The 19,696-nt window shown below is 72.6% G+C and carries 14 protein-coding genes; 4 read left to right on the top strand and 10 right to left on the bottom strand.

Translation table 11 applies throughout. The features are described 5' to 3' along the window. Positions 1-29 precede the first annotated feature (29 nt). Genes ACFYQ6_RS01245 through ACFYQ6_RS01215 form a run of 7 tightly spaced genes read right to left on the bottom strand, consistent with a single transcriptional unit; the run spans position 30 to position 7,915 of the window. Positions 30-845 carry a CoA ester lyase gene (locus tag ACFYQ6_RS01245; RefSeq protein WP_361583368.1) on the bottom strand — a complete coding sequence of 272 codons (816 nt, stop codon included), beginning with the start codon at positions 843-845 and terminating at the stop codon, positions 30-32. Continuing rightward, positions 842-2,050 carry a CaiB/BaiF CoA transferase family protein gene (locus tag ACFYQ6_RS01240; RefSeq protein WP_388759654.1) on the bottom strand — a complete coding sequence of 403 codons (1,209 nt, stop codon included), beginning with the start codon at positions 2,048-2,050 and terminating at the stop codon, positions 842-844. Before ACFYQ6_RS01240 ends, ACFYQ6_RS01245 begins: the two co-directional genes overlap by 4 nt. Beyond that, a complete protein-coding gene (gene rbsK, locus ACFYQ6_RS01235; RefSeq protein ID WP_361583362.1) occupies positions 2,047-2,931 on the bottom strand; it encodes a ribokinase in 885 nt (294 codons plus the stop codon). The genes ACFYQ6_RS01240 and rbsK overlap by 4 nt, the downstream gene beginning before the upstream one ends. Continuing rightward, complete coding sequence (locus tag ACFYQ6_RS01230; RefSeq protein WP_388759651.1) at positions 2,928-4,295, bottom strand: ADP-ribosylglycohydrolase family protein; 1,368 nt, start codon at positions 4,293-4,295, stop codon at positions 2,928-2,930. Before ACFYQ6_RS01230 ends, rbsK begins: the two co-directional genes overlap by 4 nt. After that, the gene (locus ACFYQ6_RS01225; protein ID WP_388759649.1) at positions 4,292-5,479 is read right to left on the bottom strand and encodes an ADP-ribosylglycohydrolase family protein; all 1,188 of its coding nucleotides are present in this window, start codon (positions 5,477-5,479) and stop codon (positions 4,292-4,294) included. Before ACFYQ6_RS01225 ends, ACFYQ6_RS01230 begins: the two co-directional genes overlap by 4 nt. Then, the gene (locus ACFYQ6_RS01220; RefSeq protein WP_388759646.1) at positions 5,424-6,740 is read right to left on the bottom strand and encodes an ADP-ribosylglycohydrolase family protein; all 1,317 of its coding nucleotides are present in this window, start codon (positions 6,738-6,740) and stop codon (positions 5,424-5,426) included. Before ACFYQ6_RS01220 ends, ACFYQ6_RS01225 begins: the two co-directional genes overlap by 56 nt. Further along, on the bottom strand, positions 6,737-7,915 hold the full coding sequence (locus tag ACFYQ6_RS01215; protein WP_361583353.1) for an ADP-ribosylglycohydrolase family protein: 1,179 nt from the start codon (positions 7,913-7,915) through the stop codon (positions 6,737-6,739). The genes ACFYQ6_RS01220 and ACFYQ6_RS01215 overlap by 4 nt, the downstream gene beginning before the upstream one ends. Positions 7,916-8,139: 224 nt before the next feature. On the opposite strand from ACFYQ6_RS01215, the gene ACFYQ6_RS01210 reads away from it, so the two are divergent. From ACFYQ6_RS01210 to ACFYQ6_RS01200, 3 genes are all read left to right on the top strand, one after another. Further along, on the top strand, positions 8,140-8,871 hold the full coding sequence (locus ACFYQ6_RS01210; RefSeq protein ID WP_361583350.1) for a VIT1/CCC1 transporter family protein: 732 nt from the start codon (positions 8,140-8,142) through the stop codon (positions 8,869-8,871). A 421-nt stretch (positions 8,872-9,292) separates the two neighbouring features. Next, positions 9,293-13,852: a glutamate synthase large subunit gene (gene gltB / locus ACFYQ6_RS01205; protein ID WP_361583347.1), complete on the top strand. Its 4,560-nt coding sequence runs from the start codon at positions 9,293-9,295 to the stop codon at positions 13,850-13,852. After that, a complete protein-coding gene (locus ACFYQ6_RS01200) occupies positions 13,845-15,305 on the top strand; it encodes a glutamate synthase subunit beta (RefSeq protein ID WP_361583344.1) in 1,461 nt (486 codons plus the stop codon). The genes gltB and ACFYQ6_RS01200 overlap by 8 nt, the downstream gene beginning before the upstream one ends. Before the next feature lie 122 nt (positions 15,306-15,427). Here the strand turns inward: ACFYQ6_RS01200 and ACFYQ6_RS01195 are convergent, their stop codons facing one another. The 3 genes from ACFYQ6_RS01195 to ACFYQ6_RS01185 form a co-directional block, all read right to left on the bottom strand. After that, entirely contained in the window at positions 15,428-16,675 is a 1,248-nt protein-coding gene (locus tag ACFYQ6_RS01195; protein ID WP_361583341.1) for an SLC13 family permease, read from the bottom strand. Between the two features lie 112 nt (positions 16,676-16,787). Continuing rightward, the gene (locus ACFYQ6_RS01190; protein ID WP_388759641.1) at positions 16,788-17,528 is read right to left on the bottom strand and encodes a dienelactone hydrolase family protein; all 741 of its coding nucleotides are present in this window, start codon (positions 17,526-17,528) and stop codon (positions 16,788-16,790) included. Positions 17,529-17,773: 245 nt separating this feature from the next. Beyond that, the gene (locus tag ACFYQ6_RS01185) at positions 17,774-18,688 is read right to left on the bottom strand and encodes a rhomboid family intramembrane serine protease (protein ID WP_388759638.1); all 915 of its coding nucleotides are present in this window, start codon (positions 18,686-18,688) and stop codon (positions 17,774-17,776) included. 172 nt (positions 18,689-18,860) lie between these two features. Between ACFYQ6_RS01185 and ACFYQ6_RS01180 the strand changes: the two genes are divergently transcribed. Beyond that, positions 18,861-19,604 (top strand): VWA domain-containing protein, encoded by a 744-nt coding sequence (locus tag ACFYQ6_RS01180; RefSeq protein WP_388759635.1) that lies wholly within the window; start codon positions 18,861-18,863, stop codon positions 19,602-19,604. Positions 19,605-19,696: the final 92 nt, after the last annotated feature.

Here is a 19,696-nt window from a genome sequence, read left to right as displayed (position 1 = left end):
TCCGGCGGCCCCTTCGCGTGTGCCGGGGCTCAGCGCCGCGCCAGCGAGAGCGTACGTTCCGCGGTCGCCACCACCGCCGCGTCGACGAACCTTCCGTCCGGCAGCGCCTGAGCGCCCGCCTCGTCGCGGGACGCCTCGAGGATCTGCTCCGCCGCCTCGACCTCCCGGGCCGTCGGGCGGAACGCCCGCTCGATGACCGGCAGCTGCCTCGGGTGGATCGCCGCCCGGCCCAGCAGGCCCAGATCCCGGCCGTGCGCGCAGGACGCACGGAGCCCGGACACGTCCCGGACGTCCGTGTACACCGACATCACCGGCGGGGCGAGCCCGGCCGCCCGGGCCGCGACGACCACGCGGCTGCGCGGCCAGTCGAGCCCGGCGTCGTCCCGCACCCCCAGGTCCGCGCGCAGATCCGCCTCGCCCAGAGCGATGCCCCGTACGGCGTGGTGCGATCCCGCGATCGAGTACGCGTGCTCGATCGCCAGAGCCGACTCCAGCAGCGGGTACAGCGCCACACCCGGAGCCAGCGCCGCGACATGGTGCACCGAACCCGCGTGCGTGATCTTCGGGAGCCGCATCCCGGCCAGTCCCGGCAGCCCCGCCAGCGCCTTCACGTCCTCCTCGCCGTGGACCCGCACATGAACCGGCACCGCCATCGAGTCCGCCGTGACGGGATCCGCGAGGAGCTCCGCCGTCGCCGAGCGCGCGTACTCCTTGCGGTCCGGCGCGACCGCGTCCTCCAGGTCGACGATCACCACGTCCGCACCCGCGCCGAGCGCCTTGCGGACCACGTCCGGCCGGTCCCCGGGCACGTACAGCCAGGTCAGCGCCACCGCCCCGCCGCTCACAGGGCCCCTTCGTCCCGCAGCGCAGCGATCCTCGGCGCGGAGAGGCCGAGCTCCGCCAGGATCTCCTCCGTGTCCGCCCCGTGCGGACGGCCCGCCCAGCGGATCGCCCCCGGGGTCTCCGACAGCCGGAAGAGCACGTTCTGCATCCGCAGCGTCCCCAGCTCCGGGTCCTCGACCTCCGTGATCGTGCCCAGCGCCCGGTACTGGGGGTCCTCCATCACCTCGCGTACGTCATGGATCGGCGCGATCGCCGCCTCCGCCTTCTCGAACGCGTCCACCGCCTCCTCCCGGGTGCGCCGGGCGATCCAGTGGCCCACGGCCTCGTCCAGTTCGTCGGCGTGCTCGGCCCGGGTCGTCCCGGCGGAGAACCACGGTTCCTCGATCAGCTCGGGGCGCCCCACCAGGCGCATCACGCGCTCCGCGACCGACTGGGCGGACGTCGACACGGCGACCCAGTGCCCGTCGGCGGTGCGGTAGGTGTTGCGGGGCGCGTTGTTGCGTGAGCGGTTGCCGGTGCGCGGCTGGACGTAGCCGAGCTGGTCGTACCAGAGCGGCTGCGGCCCCAGCACGGTCAGGATCGGTTCGATGATCGCCATGTCCACCACCTGTCCGCCCCCGGTCACGTCACGTCCCGCCAGCGCCGTCATCACCGCGTACGCCGTGGCGAGGGCCGCGATCGAGTCGGCGAGACCGAAGGGCGGAAGCGTCGGCGGACCGTCCGGTTCCCCCGTGACGGCGGCGAAGCCGCTCATCGCCTCGGCGAGCGTGCCGAAGCCGGGGCGGTGCGCGTACGGGCCCGACTGGCCGAAGCCCGTGACCCGGGCCAGCACCAGACGTGGATTGGCCTCCCGCAGTTCCTCCCAGCCCAGGCCCCAGCGCTCCAGCGTGCCGGGCCGGAAGTTCTCGATGATCACATCGGTGTCCGCGGCCAGCCGCAGCAGCACGTCCCGCCCGCCCGGACTCGACAGGTCGAGGGTCAGGGTGCGCTTGTTGCGGCCGAGCAGTTTCCACCACAGGCCGATCCCGTCCTTCGCGGGGCCGTGGCCGCGTGACGGGTCGGGCTTGCGGGGGTGCTCGACCTTGATGACCTCGGCCCCGAAGTCTCCGAGCATGGTGGCCGCGAGGGGCCCGGCGAACAGGGTGGCGAGGTCCAGGACCCGCAGGCCGGCGAGCGGCGGCGGGCCCGTGGGAGCGGCTGCGGTCATGAGGCATCGATCTCACTGCGGTAGGGCATGGACGTCGAGGCACCGGGCCGCTGCACGCAGAGCGCCGCGGCGCAGGAGGCCCAGGCCACCGCCTCGGGGACGGGCCGGCCCTCCCCGAGCGCCACCGCCAGTGTGCCGACGAAGGTGTCCCCGGCCGCGGTCGTGTCGACGGCGGTGACCTCGGGAGCCGGGAAGAGCACGGGCTCGCCGCCCCTGGCCGCGTACAGGCAGCCCTTGCGGCCGAGCGTGATCACGACCTCGGGGACCTGCCCCAGCAGGAGCTGGGCCGCCGCACGGGGGTCCGTCCGCCCGGTGAGCTCCGCGGCCTCGTGCTCGTTGGGGACCAGCAGGTCGACGCAGTCCAGCAGCCCGGCGGGCAGGGGCTGTACGGGGGAGGGCGTGAGGATCGTACGGACGCCCGCCGCCTTCGCCGTCATGGCCCCTTCCGTCACGGCGGTCATGGGGAGCTCCAGCTGGAGGAGCAGCAGGCCGGCCGCCGCGACGGCCGCCTTCTCACCGGGGCCGAGTGCGGTCACGGTGCCGTTCGCGCCGGGGATCACCACGATGGCGTTGGCCCCCTCGTCGTCGACGACGATGTGCGCGGTGCCGCTGGGTCCGGCGGCGGTGTGCAGCAGATCCGTGTCCACGCCCGCGTGCTCCAGATTCGTCCGGAGCCTGGAGCCGTACTCGTCGGTCCCCACCGCGCCGATCATCACCACCTCGCCCCCGGCGCGGGCCGCGGCGACGGCCTGGTTGGCGCCCTTCCCGCCGGGGACCGTCCGCAGCTCGCGTCCGGTGACGGTCTCGCCGCGCCCGGGTGCACGGGCGACGTAGGCGACCACGTCCATGTTGGTGCTGCCGAGCACCGCGATCGCTGTCATGGGCGGTGTACCTCCTGGTAGGTCAGTTCCGCGAGAGTGTCGAAGCCGATGGAGCCGAATCCGGATACGGACGTGGCGAGGCGGTTCTTGAGCGGGGCCGTCCAGTGGTCGGGCAGCTCCGCGGACCGGCCGGCGAGCAGGCCCGCGAGGGAGCCGGCCGTCGCCCCGTTGGAGTCGGTGTCCCAGCCGCCGGAGACCGCGAGGCCGATGGAGCGGCCGAAGTCCCCGTCCGCACGGGTGAGGGCGGCGGCCAGCAGCGCGGCGTTGGGCAGCACGTGCACCCAGTGGTGGGTGGGTGCGTAGACGGCGTGGAGCCGGTCCACGACCGTGTCGAAGTCCTCCCCGGAACGCGCCGTGTCGATGCCGAGGCGCACGGCGCCCGCATAGCGGGACCGGGGCGGCACCACACGCAGCCCCGCGGCCAGGCACCCGTGCACATCGGTCTCGCCGCCCGCCGCCTCGGCCAGAGCTGCCGCGGTGAACATCGCCCCGTACACGCCGTTGGCCGTGTGGGTGAGGGCCGCGTCCCGGTGCGCCTGTTCCGCCGCGGCCCCCGGGTCGCCGGGGTGGGTCCAGCCGTGCACGTCCGCCCGGATCTGCGCGCCGATCCACTCCCGGAACGGGTTGCGGTGACGCGCGGTGTCCGGCGGCTCGACGCCGTCGAGCAGATTGCGGTACGCGACGCGTTCGGCGGTGAACACCCGTCCCGCCGGGAGCTCGTCGAGCCACAGCCGGGCGAGGTCGGAGGTGCGGAACCCGCGTCTGTATCTCTGGAGCAGCAACACGGTGAGCAGGGGGTGGTTGAGGTCGTCGTCCTCCGGCATCCCGTCGATGTTCTCGGCGAGGGACGTGGGGGCGGAGCGCCGGTTCCACGGGTAGGCGGCGGCCAGTTCCCCCGGCAGCCCCCGGGCGGTGAACCAGGTGGTGAGCGGCCAGTTGCCGGTGGCTCGCGCCAGTGCGCGGATGCCCTCCAGCGGCAGCTTCTCGACGGGCTTGCCGAGCAGACAGCCCGCCGCCCGCCCCAGCCACGCCGCGTGCAGGCGCTCGGGCCCGAGGGCAGCCGGCCGGCTACGGGGGGCGGGCCAGCGCGGGCAGGCGGCACGGATCGCGGGCAGCGCGGTCGGCTCGTCCCCGGCCAGCGGGCTCCGGAGCAGGGCGAGTTCGTCGAGCAGCCGCTCGGCGAGGGCGCGCAGCCGGCGCGGCGCGCCGGGCTCCGAGGCGCCGGCGCGCTCCGGGGCAGGCGCGCCACCCGCCTCGCGCCAGCACCGCTCGATCTCCCCGGCGTCCCTGCCGTCCTGCGCGGCCTGGCGCAGCTCGTGACCCACGAGGTCCTCGGGCTGCACCCACGTCAGGCGGACGGTCACCGTTCGTCGCCCGTCAGCGCGGCGAAGGCCGCCTCGTGGGCCCGGCGCCGCGCGGTGTCCTGCGCGAAGACCTCGCGTGCGACCTCCGCGAGGGCCTTCGCCGGGGCGTGCAGATCGAGGCGGCTCGCGTCGGCGACCGTCTTCACCCATCCGGCGGGGATCGCCTGCTCGCCGTGGAGCGCACCCGCCAGCGCCCCGCTCATGGTGGCGATCGAGTCGCAGTCCCGCCCGTAGTTGACCGACCCGAGCACCGTGTGCCGGTAGTCGCCCCCGCCGACGAGGAGCATGCCCAGCGCGACCGGGAGCTCCTCGATGGAGTGGAGCCGGGAGGGCCGCCGGGCGCCCAGCGAGGGCTCGCGGTAGTGCGGGCCCACCGTGTCGAAGGGGGCGACGGCGGCGCGCAGCGGGATCAGCGCGGACTCGAAGTCCGTGTAGCGGGAGGCCGCTTCGCACACCGACTCGATCGCCGAGCGGGTGCCGTCCTTGGCGAGCGCCAGAGCGGCCTCGACGACGGAGGCCGGGGTCGCGCCAGGGGCGCACGCGGCGGCCACCGCCGCGGCCAGCACCCCCGCCGCCTCACGCCCGTACGAGGACTGGTGCGCCCCCGCGACGTCCAGCGCCTCCGCGTACGCCGCCTCCGGATGCGCGGCGTTCACCAGCCCGACCGGGGCCATGTACATGGCCGCCCCGCAGTTGACGACGTTCCCCGAACCCGCCTCACGGGGGTCGGCGTGACCGTAGTGCAGCCGTGTGACGATCCACTTCTCGGCGAGGAAGATCCGCTGCAGGGGGAGCGCCTCCGCCTCCAGCTCCGGAATCCACCGGGGCCGGGACATCAGGTCCGGTACGAGGTGGTCGGCGACGGAGTACGCGTCGAGGTGGCCGCGCACCGTCTCGTACACCCGCACCAGCGCGTGGGTCATCAGGGTGTCGTCGGTGACGTGCCCGTCGCCCTTGTGGTACGGGGCGATGGGGCGGGCGGTGCGCCAGTCGTCGCCGAACCAGGGCCCGACGACCCCGGTCACCCTGCCGCCGTGGCGCTCGGCGATCTGCTCGGGCGTCCAGCCCTCGACGGGACCGCCGAGCGCGTCACCCACGGCGGCGCCCACCAGCGCTCCGGTGACGCGGTCATCCAGGGTGAGCGTCGTGGCCGCCTCGGGCAGTTCGGATGTTTTGTGTGTCATGCCGGGATTGTCCACCCGGAGCCGCCGGTTCCGTGGCTGCGAGCAGCCCGGCGAGTTCGATGAGGTCCGTCCCCGCGAGCCGGGGCAGCGCGCACCCGGCCAGCGTGCGGCAGGCCTCCCGCCAGCCCGCCGGCACCGTGGCCGCACCGCCCAGCGCGCCGGTCAGCGCCCCCGCCAGGGCGGGCGCGGAGTCGGCGACCCGAGACAGGCAGGCCGCCGCGGGCACCGCCTGGGCGAAGGCGCCCCGGGCCGCGGTCGTCAGGGCGAGGGCCACCGGAACGGTCTCGGCCGCCGCGATCCCGTAGCTGTAGACGTGGTCCACGATCTGATGCTCCAGCACGGGCACGAGGGCGAAGGCGCCGGCCGCCTCGTCCGCGAACTCCCGGGCCAGCCGCACGGCGTGGACGGCGTTGCGGGCGATCTCGGTGCCCTCGGGCAGCCGGTCGAGCGCCGCGTTCACCACGGTCTCGACATCCGACCCGGCCAGCGCCTCGGCGATCGCGGCGGCGAGGGCGCGCGCGCCGTGCACCCCGTCACCGTCCTGGGTGTACCGGGCGTCGAACTCGGCGAGCTCGGCCGCCGCCGCCGGGTCCCCGGGGTGCACGACCGCGAGCACGACGGCCCGCACGCAGGCCGCGTCGTCGAAGTAGTGCGGATTGTCGTGCCCGGTGGCGGGCGGGCGCAGCCCGGCGGCGAGGTTGCCGAGCCCGGCCCGTACGGAGATCCGGGCCCGCAGCGGCAGGACCGCCGCCTCGACCTCGGGCGCACGGGCGCTCGCGGCGGCCACCTTCGCGGCCAGCGCGTTCCACGACCGGTCGATCGCGTCCCGCATCCGGTGCGCCGCCGAGAGGCCCGGCGCGTGGTCCGCCGCCGCGGACAGCACGGTGCGGGCGGCGAACGCCGCCCACTCGGCGTCGTCGGACGGCCCGAGCCGCAGCGGCTCCGGCGGCTGGTTGAGCGCGATGGGCACGGGCAGCGTCGTCGTCGCGTTCTGCTCCGCGAAGGTGTCCAGCTCCCGGGTGAGCCGCCTGGTCCACTCGGGCATCCTCGCCGCCCTGTGCCGCGCGGCGGGCCAGCCCGCGGCGTCCCCGGCCGCCAGCCCCAGCAGCAGCCCCTCGATCCTGGCCCGCCTGCCGGGCGACCCCGTCTCCCGGGCGCCCTCGGTGGCGGCCGGTGCGGCCGTGATCCTGATGGCCACGTGAGGGGCGGTGTCCGGCGCCGACGTGGACGCGCCCTGCGGGGCCGGGCGGGCGGCGCTCACCGGACGCCCCGCCCCGCACGCCGGACCGGCTCCTGCCACGCCCGGTCCCCGGGCGGCGCCGCTCCGGCACCCGGCGCACCGGAGCGCCCGCCGGAACGCGGCGTACCGGGCGCCTCGTGCGGGGTGGGGAGAGGGGCGGACGCGGCCACGGCTCCCGGAGCGGGCCGGGGGTCCTCGGCGTCGTCCGGCGTCAGCAGTTCCGCGATGTCCAGGACGTGGTAGCCGCGCATCGACGGCAGGCAGCTGCCCCGCACCGGCCCGATGGCCGCCGACCAGTCCCGGGGGATCGCCGACGCCCCGTGCAGGGCACCGGCCAGCGCCCCCGCGACGGCCGCGGTGGTGTCGGCGTCCCGGCCCATGTTCACGGCCGTGAGCACCGCCTCACGGAAATCGCCGCGCGCCGCCGTCAGGGCGCCGAAGGCGAGGCCGACCGCCTCCGGCGCCAGGTCCGTCCACGGGTAGCCGCCGATCACCACCGCCGAACGCACCGCGCGTTCCGCCGCCAGCCTGTCCGGGTACGGGCGCTGGGCCGCCGAGACCGCCCGGCGCAGCGAGCGGGCCGTCCAGGAATCCATCGGCACGACCGAGAGCGCCGCCGCGATCACCGAGGCGAGCCCCGCTCCCACCATCGCGGCGGCCACCCCGGCCGCCACCGCCTGACCGCCGTAGATGCCCTCCCCGTCATGGCTGACCCGGCCGTCCACGGCGACCAGCCGGGCGGCCTCGGCGGGCCGCCCCGCCGCGAACACACCGAACGGCGCCGCCCGCATCGCGAGACCGTCGCTCCACGCGTGCCGGTGCTGGGCCGAGATGGGGGCGGCGAGACCGCGCCGCAGATTCTCCAGGGTGCCGCGCTCGCTGAAGCCCGCTCCGCGGAAGGGGCCCTCGTCCAGATCGGCGATCCAGTGGTGCCAGGCCCGTTCGACGTGCGAGACCGTGAGCGCCGAGCCGTGCCTGGCCAGCAGCAGCCCGGAGAAGATCGCGTACTCCGTGTCGTCGGTCCCCGCCGGGTCGTCGCTGACGAAGCCCTCGATACGGCCCCAGCGGCGGCGGATCTCCGACGGGCGCATGTTCTCCGCCGGGGCGCCGAGCGCGTCACCCACCGCGAGCCCCAGCAACGCCCCCCGGGCCCGGTCCGCCGTACCCGCCGCCGAGCCGTCCGCCATGAGCTCCATCGTGTCGCCCCTTCGCTCCCACCCGGAATCACCGGATGTACGAGGCTTCCCCGAATGAGCGGCAGCGAGGCCCGCATTTCGTACAAATCGGCCGCCCGGGTGATGCCCTCACGGCAGGTAAGTTCGGCCTTCCTTGCTGGCGAGAGGCGTTTTTCGTGCGTACTTTCGAGGGTGCGGAGCGGGGGAGGAACATCGGGACACCGCTCCCGGAAAAGGGGAGAGCTGTGTCCATCATCGAGACCGACGCCGTACTGCACGAGGCCCACCGCGACAACCACACCCACCGTGACGTCAACGGCGGCTGGCTGCGGCCCGCGGTATTCGGCGCCATGGACGGGCTCGTCTCCAACCTCGCCCTGATGACCGGCGTCGCCGGAGGGGCGGTCTCGCACCAGACCATCGTCATCACGGGCATGGCCGGACTCGCGGCCGGCGCGTTCTCCATGGCCGCGGGGGAGTACACCTCGGTCGCCTCGCAGCGTGAGCTCGTCGAGGCGGAGCTCGACGTGGAGCGCCGTGAGCTGCGCAAGCACCCCAAGGACGAGATGGAGGAGCTCGCCGCGCTGTACGAGTCGCGCGGCGTGGAGCCCGCGCTCGCCCAGGAGGTCGCGCGGCAGCTGTCCAGGGACCCGGAACAGGCCCTGGAGATCCACGCCCGCGAGGAACTCGGCATCGACCCCGGCGATCTGCCCTCGCCGCTCGTGGCCGCCTTCTCCTCCTTCGGCGCCTTCGCGCTCGGCGCCCTGCTCCCCGTGCTGCCCTACCTGCTCGGCGCGACCCAGCTGTGGCCCGCCGTCCTGCTCGCCCTCGTCGGCCTCTTCGGCTGCGGTGCGGTGGTCGCCAGGGTGACGGCGCGGAGCTGGTGGTTCAGCGGACTGCGCCAGCTCGTGCTCGGCGGAGCCGCCGCGGCGATCACCTACGGACTGGGCGCGCTCTTCGGCGTGGCCGTCGGCTGAGGTGCCCCCGAACCCGGCGGCACGCGCGGGACTTCCGGGGCGCCGTGCGGTGTTGCACCGGTGTGACGTACGTCTTGGCGCACGTCACTGGGCGGATGGGGCAGGCGCACCCTAAAGTGAGACGCTATGCAGCGCTACACATAAGTAGCCGTTACCCGGCGGTTTCGATTCGATGACCGCTGGGCAATAGCCGTAGACACCGCGGGCAACGACGCCTGCTCTCTGCGGTCTCCCCGGACAGTGATCCACACGGACGCGTTCGATCATGACCCACCCCCACCACGGCTTCGTGGTGTCCGCATGGTGGAACGGACTATTCGCTTTTTGAGAAGCGTTCCATCATGTAACCTGCACGAAATTTCGCAGAGGGCCAGCGTCGTCCCTCGGCACAGCACATGCCACGACGACGACGGGAGAGCCGATGCGTTCCGACGCCTGGTCGCCCATGGACGGTCGCCCCGCCCAGCAGGGGATGTACGACCCCCGTAACGAGCACGACGCCTGTGGCGTCGGGTTCGTGGCCACTCTGACCGGTGTGGCCAGCCATGAGCTGGTCGAGCAGGCGCTGACCGTACTGCGCAACCTCGAACACCGCGGCGCCACAGGATCCGAGCCCGACTCGGGTGACGGTGCCGGCATTCTCCTTCAGGTCCCGGACGCCTTCCTCCGCGAAGAGGTCTCGTTCGAACTCCCCGAGGCCGGCTCCTACGCCGTCGGCATCGCCTTCCTGCCCGCCGAGGACTCCACCGACGCGGTCAAGCAGATCGAGAAGATCGCCGCCGAGGAGGGCCTCGACGTCCTCGGCTGGCGCCAGGTCCCGGTCACCCCGGACATCCTCGGCAACGGCGCCCGCGCCGTCATGCCGGAGTTCCGCCAGCTGATCGTCGCCGACGGGAGCAGCACCGGCATCGCGCTGGACCGCAAGGCCTTCGTCCTGCGCAAGCGCGCCGAGCGTGAGGCCGGGGTGTACTTCCCCTCGCTCTCCGCACGCACGATCGTCTACAAGGGCATGCTCACCACCGGGCAGCTGGAGCCGTTCTTCCCGGACCTCTCCGACCGCCGCTTCGCCACCACGGTCGCGCTGGTCCACTCCCGCTTCTCGACCAACACCTTCCCGAGCTGGCCGCTCGCACACCCGTACCGCTTCGTCGCGCACAACGGCGAGATCAACACGGTCAAGGGCAACCGCAACTGGATGAGGGCCCGCGAGTCCCAGCTCGCCTCCAGCCTCTTCGGCGCGGAGAGCCTGGAGCGGATCTTCCCCGTCTGCACGCCGGACGCCTCCGACTCGGCGTCCTTCGACGAGGTCCTGGAGCTGCTCCACCTCGGTGGCCGCTCGCTGCCGCACTCGGTGCTGATGATGGTCCCCGAGGCATGGGAGAACCACGCCTCCATGGACCCGGCCCGCCGCGCCTTCTACCAGTACCACTCCACGATGATGGAGCCCTGGGACGGCCCGGCCTGCGTCACCTTCACCGACGGCACCCAGGTCGGCGCGGTCCTCGACCGCAACGGCCTGCGCCCCGGCCGCTACTGGGTCACCGACGACGGCCTCGTCGTCCTGTCCTCCGAGGTCGGCGTCCTGGACATCGACCCCTCCAAGGTCGTCCGCAAGGGCCGCCTCCAGCCCGGCAAGATGTTCCTCGTCGACACCGCCGAGCACCGCATCATCGAGGACGACGAGATCAAGGCGTCCCTGGCCGCCGAGAACCCGTACGCCGAATGGCTGGAAACCGGCGAGATCGAGCTCGAGGACCTCCCCGAGCGCGAGCACATCGTCCACACCCACGCCTCGGTCACCCGCCGCCAGCAGACCTTCGGCTACACCGAGGAAGAGCTCCGCGTCCTCCTCGCCCCGATGGCCCGCACCGCCGGCGAGCCCCTCGGCTCCATGGGCACCGACTCGCCGATCGCCGCGCTCTCCGAGCGCCCCCGGCTGCTCTTCGACTACTTCACCCAGCTCTTCGCACAGGTCACCAACCCGCCGCTGGACGCCATCCGCGAGGAGCTCGTCACCTCGCTGCGCTCCACCCTCGGCCCCCAGGGCAACATCCTGGAGCCGACCCCCGCCGCGTGTCGCGCCGTCACGCTGCCGTTCCCGGTGATCGACAACGACGAGCTGGCCAAGCTCATACACATCAACGCCGACGGCGACATGCCGGGCATGAAGGCCGCGACCCTGTCCGGCCTCTACCGCGTCAGCGGCGGCGGCGACGCCCTCGCCGCCCGGATCGAGCAGATCACCACCGAGGTCGACGCCGCCATAGAGGACGGCGCCCGCCTCATCGTCCTGTCCGACCGGCACTCCGACGCCGAGCACGCGCCGATCCCCTCGCTGCTGCTCACCTCGGCCGTCCACCACCACCTCATCCGCACCAAGCAGCGCACCCAGGTGGGCCTGCTGGTCGAGGCCGGGGACGTCCGCGAGGTCCACCACGTCGCGCTGCTCATCGGTTACGGCGCCGCCGCCGTCAACCCCTACCTCGCGATGGAGTCCGTCGAGGACCTCGTCCGCGCCGGTACGTTCATCGAGGGCATCGAGCCCGAGCTGGCCATCCGCAACCTGATCTACGCCCTCGGCAAGGGCGTCCTGAAGGTCATGTCGAAGATGGGCATCTCGACCGTCGCCTCCTACCGCGGCGCCCAGGTCTTCGAGGCCGTCGGCCTCGACGACGCCTTCGTCGCCACGTACTTCAACGGCACCGCCACCAAGATCGGCGGCGCCGGACTCGACGTCGTCGCCAAGGAGGTCGCCGCCCGGCACGCCAAGGCGTACCCCGCCTCCGGCATCTCCGCCTCGCACCGCGCGCTGGAGATCGGCGGCGAGTACCAGTGGCGCCGCGAGGGTGAGCCGCACCTGTTCGACCCGGAGACGGTCTTCCGCCTCCAGCACGCCACCCGCAACCGCCGGTACGACATCTTCAAGAAGTACACCGGCCGGGTCAACGAGCAGTCCGAGCGCCTCATGACGCTCCGCGGACTCTTCGGCTTCAAGAGCGGCCGCGAGCCGATCTCCATCGACGAGGTCGAGTCCGCGTCGGAGATCGTCAAGCGCTTCTCCACCGGCGCCATGTCGTACGGCTCCATCTCCCAGGAGGCGCACGAGACCCTCGCCATCGCCATGAACCAGCTGGGCGGCAAGTCCAACACCGGTGAGGGCGGCGAGGACGCCGAGCGGCTCTACGACCCGGCACGCCGCTCGTCCATCAAGCAGGTCGCCTCCGGCCGCTTCGGTGTCACCAGCGAGTACCTGGTCAACGCGGACGACATCCAGATCAAGATGGCCCAGGGCGCCAAGCCCGGCGAGGGCGGCCAGCTGCCCGGCCACAAGGTCTACCCGTGGGTCGCCAAGACCCGGCACTCCACCCCGGGTGTCGGCCTGATCTCGCCCCCGCCGCACCACGACATCTACTCCATCGAGGACCTGGCTCAGCTGATCCACGACCTCAAGAACGCCAACCCGGCGGCTCGCGTCCACGTGAAGCTGGTCTCCGAGGTCGGCGTCGGCACGGTCGCGGCCGGAGTCTCCAAGGCCCACGCGGACGTCGTCCTCATCTCCGGCCACGACGGCGGTACGGGCGCCTCTCCGCTCACCTCGCTCAAGCACGCGGGCGGCCCCTGGGAGCTCGGCCTCGCCGAGACCCAGCAGACCCTGCTGCTCAACGGCCTGCGCGACCGCATCGTCGTGCAGACCGACGGGCAGCTCAAGACCGGCCGTGACGTCGTCATCGCCGCACTGCTGGGAGCCGAGGAGTTCGGTTTCGCGACCGCGCCGCTCGTCGTCTCCGGCTGCGTCATGATGCGCGTCTGCCACCTCGACACCTGCCCGGTCGGCATCGCCACGCAGAACCCCGTCCTGCGTGACCGCTTCTCCGGCAAGGCCGAGTACATCGTCAACTTCTTCGAGTTCATCGCCGAAGAGGTCCGCGAGATCCTCGCCGAGCTCGGCTTCCGCACGATCGAGGAGGCCGTCGGCCACGCCGAACTCCTCGACACCGAGCGGGCCGTCACCCACTGGAAGGCCCAGGGACTCGACCTCGATCCCCTCTTCCACGTACCCGAGCTCCCCGAGGGCGCGGTGCGCCACTGCGTCAACGAGCAGGACCACGGCCTCGCCAAGGCACTCGACAACGAGCTGATCAAGCTCGCCGCCGACGCCCTGGGCGCCGACAGCGCCGAAGCCGCCCAGCCCGTCCGGGCACAGATCGCGATCCGCAACATCAACCGCACCGTCGGCACGATGCTCGGACACGAGGTCACCAAGAAGTTCGGCGGTGCGGGCCTGCCCGACGACACCATCGACATCACCTTCACCGGGTCCGCGGGCCAGTCCTTCGGCGCCTTCGTGCCGCGCGGTGTGACGCTGCGCCTGGAGGGCGACGCCAACGACTACGTCGGCAAGGGCCTCTCCGGCGGCCGCGTCATCGTCCGCCCCGACCGCGGCGCCGACCACCTCGCCGAGTACTCCACCATCGCCGGCAACACCATCGGCTACGGTGCGACCGGCGGCGAGCTGTTCCTCCGCGGCAGGACCGGCGAGCGCTTCTGCGTCCGCAACTCCGGCGCCACGGTGGTCTCGGAAGGCGTGGGCGACCACGGCTGCGAGTACATGACCGGCGGTCACGCGGTCGTCCTCGGCGAGACGGGACGCAACTTCGCCGCAGGCATGTCGGGCGGTGTCGCGTACGTCATCGACCTGGACCTCGACAACGTCAACACCGGCAACATCGGCGCCGTCGAGACGCTCGACGACACCGACGAGCAGTGGCTGCACGACGTCGTGCGCCGCCACCAGGAGGAGACCGGGTCCACGGTCGCCGAGAAGCTGCTGGCCGACTGGGACTCCGCCGTCGCCCGCTTCAGCAAGATCATCCCGTCCACCTACAAGGCAGTGCTCGCCGCCAAGGACGCCGCTGAGCTCGCCGGTCTCTCCGAGCAGGAGACCACCGAGAAGATGATGGAGGCGGCGACCAATGGCTGACCCCAAGGGCTTCCTGACCACCGGACGCGAGGTCGCCGAGACCCGCCCCGTCGGCGAGCGCGTCAAGGACTGGAACGAGGTCTACGTTCCTGGTTCGCTGCTCCCGATCATCAGCAAGCAGGCCGGCCGCTGCATGGACTGCGGCATCCCGTTCTGCCACAACGGCTGTCCCCTCGGAAACCTCATCCCCGAGTGGAACGACTACGCCTACCGTGAGGACTGGTCGGCGGCGTCGGAGCGTCTGCACGCCACGAACAACTTCCCGGAGTTCACGGGCCGGCTGTGCCCCGCTCCCTGCGAGTCGGCGTGCGTCCTCGGCATCAACCAGCCCGCCGTCACCATCAAGAACGTCGAAGTCAGCATCATCGACAAGGCGTGGGACAGCGGAGACGTCACCCCGCAGCCGCCCGAGCGCCTCTCCGGCAAGACCGTCGCCGTCATCGGCTCGGGCCCGGCGGGTCTCGCCGCAGCCCAGCAGCTGACCAGGGCCGGCCACACCGTCGCCGTCTTCGAGCGCGCGGACCGCATCGGAGGACTCCTCCGCTACGGCATCCCCGAGTTCAAGATGGAGAAGTCGCACATCAACCGCCGCATCGAGCAGATGCGCGCGGAAGGCACCAAGTTCCGCACGGAGGTGGAGATCGGCAAGGACATCGACGCCGCCAAGCTCCGCCGCCGCTACGACGCGGTCGTCATCGCCGCCGGTGCCACCGTCTCCCGCGACCTGCCCGTCCCGGGCCGTGAGCTGAACGGCGTGCACTTCGCGATGGAGTACCTCCCGCTCGCCAACAAGGTGCAGGAGGGCGACCTGACGGTCTCCCCGATCACCGCCGAGGGCAAGCACGTCGTCGTCATCGGCGGCGGCGACACCGGCGCCGACTGCGTGGGCACCGCACACCGCCAGGGCGCGGCCTCCGTCACCCAGCTGGAGATCATGCCCCAGCCGGGTGCGGAGCGTAACGCCAACCAGCCCTGGCCGACCTTCCCCATGCTCTACAAGGTCACCTCCGCGCACGAGGAGGGCGGCGAGCGGATCTACTCCGTCTCCACCACCCACTTCGAGGGCGACGAGGACGGCAACGTCCAGTCCCTGCACCTCATCGAGGTGGAGTTCAAGGACGGCAAGCTGGAGCAGAAGGCCGGCACCGAGCGGGTCATCCCGGCCCAGCTCGTCACCCTGGCCATGGGCTTCACCGGCACCGACCAGGCCAACGGCCTCGTCCAGCAGTTCGGCCTCGAACTCGACGAGCGCGGTAACATCGCCCGCGACGAGCACTACGCGACCAACGTCGACGGCGTCTACGTCGCCGGTGACGCGGGCCGTGGCCAGTCGCTCATCGTCTGGGCCATCGCCGAGGGCCGTTCCGCGGCGCGCGGCGTGGACCGCTTCCTCACCGGGGCCAGCGCACTGCCCGCCCCGATCCGCCCGACGGACCGTTCACTGACGGTCTGACTCCACGGCACACAGACGTCCCGTACAACGGCGTACGGAACTGAACGCGGCGCCCGCCTCGTCCCCGACCGGACCAGGGCGGGCGCTGCGGCGTGTCGGGGGCCCGCCACGGCCCCGCGGGCTCAGCCGACCAGCGCCAGCGCGCACACGGCGGCCAGGGTGCCCGTCACCGCGAGCACCAGACCGGTCCCCATGAACCGGCCCATCGCGATCCGCGTCCCCTGCCAGCGGCACCGCTCGAACCACAGCAGCGTCGCCAGCGACGCCCACGGAGTGACGAGCGGCCCCACATTGACGCCGATCAGCAGAGCCAGCAACTGCTGCTGGTTCCCCACCGGCACGACCGCCTCGCCCGCCAGATACGCCGGCAGGTTGTTCAGGACGTTCGACAGCCCCGCCCCCACCGCCGCCGTCCGCAGCATCCCCACGAAGCCCTCGTCCGTGCCCAGCAGCGACTCCAGCAACTCGTGCAGCCCGTGCGCGTCGATCGTCTCGACCACCAGGAACATCCCCGGGACCAGGACCAGCAGCCGCCACGGCACCAGCGACAGCCGCAGCTCCTGCCTGCGCCGCACGGCGAACGCCACCACGACCACCACCATCGCCGTCAGCGACGCCGACCAGAGCGGAACGTCCGCGACCAGGATCGCCAGCAGGAAACCCGCGCAGGCCACCGCACAGATCCGCAGCAGGACCGGATCCCCGGCCACCGGCGCGTCCGGCGGAACGTACCGGTCGGTGCCCCGCCGGCCCCGCCGCCAGTAGAAGACCCACAGGCACGCCGCCGTCACGGCGATCGCCGCGAGCTGGGGCAGCCACATCACCGCGGCGAGACCGGACGGCGAGAGCGCCACCCGGTCCGCCGCCAGGAGATTGGTCAGATTCGAGACGGGCAGCAGCAGACTCGCGGTGTTGGCGAGCCAGACCGTCGTCATCGCCAGCGGCACCGCCGCGATCCCCACCCGGCCGGCCAGCGCCAGCATGACCGGGGTGAGCAGCACCGCCGTGGTGTCCAGGTTCAGCGTGATCGTGGTGATCGAGGCGAACAGCACGCAGAGACCGAAGAGCAGCGGATACCGCCCCCGCCCCGCGCGCGCCACCCAGGCCGCCACCACGTCGAAGACCTGCGCACGGCCCGTCAGTTCGGCCATCACGATCACGGTGCCGAGGAACACCAGCAGCGGCCCGACGCGCCGCATCTCCGCAGCGGCGGGCTCCGGGGGCAGCAGCCCTGTCACCACCGCGAGCAGCCCCACGGCCAGCAGGACGCCGGCCAGCCAGTCGAGCGGGTGCAGCCGCCGGAGAAGGCTGCGCGGGCCCTCACCGGGCCCGCCGGACCCGGGTTCCCCCGCCGAGAGATCTCCTGCCATGGGACGATGATCCCAGAAGGCGTACGCACGCCGTGGACCGGCGGGTTCCTCGTCACGCCCCTCGCCGGCAGGGGGACGGGCGGGGCGGGGGAGGACCGCGGGATCCGGGGCCTCAGCCGTCGGACAGCGTGCGTCCCAGCAGGGGCAGCAGCCGGTCCCAGTGGCGCCGCAGCGCGGCCGGGTCGAAGGCGTCCGTGTCGGCCATCGTGAAGCCGTGCACGGTGCCGGGGTAGACCTCGGAGGTGTAGCCGACGCCCGCCTTCTCCAGGGCCCGGTCGAGCTCGCCCAGCGACTCCGGCGTCATGTCGCCCTCGGCGTGGCCGAAGTGGACCTGGGCGGTCAGCCCCGCGAGGCCGCCGGGCCCGTCGGCGCCCACGGGCCCGTGGAACGCGGCGACGGCGGCCACCCTGCCGGGGTGCGCCGCGGCGGTGCGTACCGCGAGGAGCCCGCCGATGCAGTAGCCGGTCACCCCGACCGGTCCGGTGCCGACGTCGGGCAGGCCGGTGAGGAATGCGAGGTAGGCCTCGGCATCGCTCAGGGTGCGCTGTGCCGTGTGCGCCTCGATCAGGGGCATCAGCCGGGCGAAGAGCGTCTGCCTGGCCTCCTCCCCGATGTGTTCGGGAAGCTCGATCACCGGTGCCGGGCCGTGCCGGTAGAAGAGGTTGGGGACGAGTACGTGATAGCCGTGCCCCGCCAGCTCGCGGGCCATGTCCCGCAGTACGGGGCGGACCCCGAAGCCGTCCGGGTACATCAGTACCCCCGGGTGCCGCTCACCGTCGTCGGGGAAGGCGGCGAAGGCGTCGGCCCGGCCGTCCGCGGTGGGAACGTGCAGTGTCCGTGTCCGGGTGCGCATGAGATCTCCTGTCGTGGTCGACGTGCTGGACTGTGGTCAGCACGACAGGAGGCGGAGCCCGCGCGGCGGCACCGGACCCTCGGTCCCGGTCCGGACCCGCGCAGGCGCGTACGGCGCTCAGGGGAGAGCCGGGTCACCGATCCGTGTGTGGCGCGAGGCCGTCCCGGTAGTCATCGCGACAACGTAGTCCACCGGACAGGGCCCGTGCCACCTCCCCCAAGTCCCGCCGGACGCGCGGGTCCTGGTCAGGCCGCACCCGTCAGGGAGGCCGTCCGCGCGGCGACCACGACGGCCAGCACCACGACCAGGACCGCACCACCGGCCAGCTGGGCCGCGGACGTCCGGAGCTTCGCCGGCGCGTACGCCAGTCCGTACGTCACCAGGCCACCGGTGAGCAGCCCGCCGAGGTGGCCCTCCCACGAGGTGAACGCGGCGGAGATCACCATCCACAGCAGGAACCCGGCCATGAAGCGGTTGACCGCCCGCATGTCCCGGCCCAGACGGCGGTTGATGACGTAGAAGGACGCCGCCAGGCCGAAGATGGCCCCCGAGGCGCCGACCGCCGTCGTCTCCGGCGACACCAGGTACACCAGCACCGAACCGCCCACCGCGGACAGCAGATACAGCGCCAGGTACCGCGCCCGGCCGAGCTGGCCCTCCACGACCCGGCCCAGATTCCACAGCGCCAGCATGTTGAAGACGAGGTGCATCACACCGAACGACGAGTCGGGCGGCAGATGCAGGAAGGCCCCCGTCACCAGCCGGTACCACTCCCCGTCCGCCACCCCCGTCAGCTCGAAACCGGGGTAGGTCCCGCCCTCGTAGTAGTACTGCCCGCCCGCCGGGTCCACCAGCACCGCCCCGAGCATCCCGAACCGGTCCACCGTGTCGGCCCGGACCACCTCGACGACGTACGCGACGATGTTCAGCGCCATCAGCACGTACGAGACCAGGGGAGTGGTGGCCGTGGGCACCGCACCGCCGAAGAGTGAGCGGGCCTGGCGCACCGAGCGCTGCCCCTCCTTCACACACTCCACGCAGTGATGGCCGACGGCGGCCTCACGCATGCAGTCGGGGCAGATGTAGCGGTCGCAGCGGGTGCAGCGCACATACGTCTCGTACGACGGGTGGCGATAACACGTGGTGGCGGCGGCCTCCATGGCCGGCTCCTTCATTCGTGGACGGGCAGGAGGGGCGGCCGCTGGGGCGGCGGCAGCTCAAGATAGCGAACCGCCCCGCGAAGCGGCACACCTGGGGCCGGGCCCGGTGTCCTACGCTCTGAACTCCCGCCGGCGCAAGGGCACACGAGCCCGCACACGGATCGGAGCCGGCATGACCGGATCACCCACGCCCGCAGGTCCGGCCATCAGTCTGCGCAAGGTCCACGAGCAGGCCCCGGCGCTCGCGGGCCCCTACCGGAGCGCGCAGATCTCCCTGGAGAAACACGGGTTGAGCGGTGAGCGGGTCGCCGTCCACCTGGTGCTCGACTTCTCCGGCTCGATGAGGGAGTACTACAAGGACGGAAGCGTCCAGGCCCTCGCCGACCGGGTCCTCGGTCTCTCGGCCCACCTGTACGACGACGGGCGGGTACCCGTCGTCTTCTTCTCCACGGACGTCGACGCCGTCACCGACATAGCCCTCGACAACCACCACGGCCGTATCGACGCGATCGTGGCCGGCCTCGGGCACATGGGCAGGACCAGCTACCACCTGGCCATGGACGCCGTCATCGACCACTACCTCGACAGCGGCTCGACCGCACCCGCCCTCGTTGTCTTCCAGACGGACGGCGGCCCGATCAGCAAGTTCGCGGCGGAACGCCACCTCTGCAAAGCCGCGAAGCTGCCGCTGTTCTGGCAGTTCATCGGCTTCGGCGACAAGCGCAGCTCGCAGTTCGACTTCCTGCGCAGACTCGACGAACTGGCCGTGCCGGAGAAACGCCCCATCGACAACGCCGGTTTCTTCCATGCGGGCCCCGACCCCCGGGCCGTCGCGGACTCCGAGCTCTACGACCGGCTGGTCGGCGAGTTCCCGCAGTGGCTGGCGTCCGCACGCGCCCAGGGGATCGTCGGATGAGCGCGCTCCAGCGGTGTGGCCGCCCGTCGCCGTGACAGGGTGCGGGGCCGCGCTGCGAGGCGCGGACACCAGGACAGGGACGATTCCCCGCG

The sequence above is a fragment of the Streptomyces sp. NPDC005494 genome, assembly GCF_042872025.1.
Classification (GTDB): Bacteria; Actinomycetota; Actinomycetes; order Streptomycetales; family Streptomycetaceae; genus Streptomyces.
The sequence above is the reverse complement of the archived record's forward strand: the minus strand, read 5'-3'. Positions and strand labels throughout refer to the sequence as shown.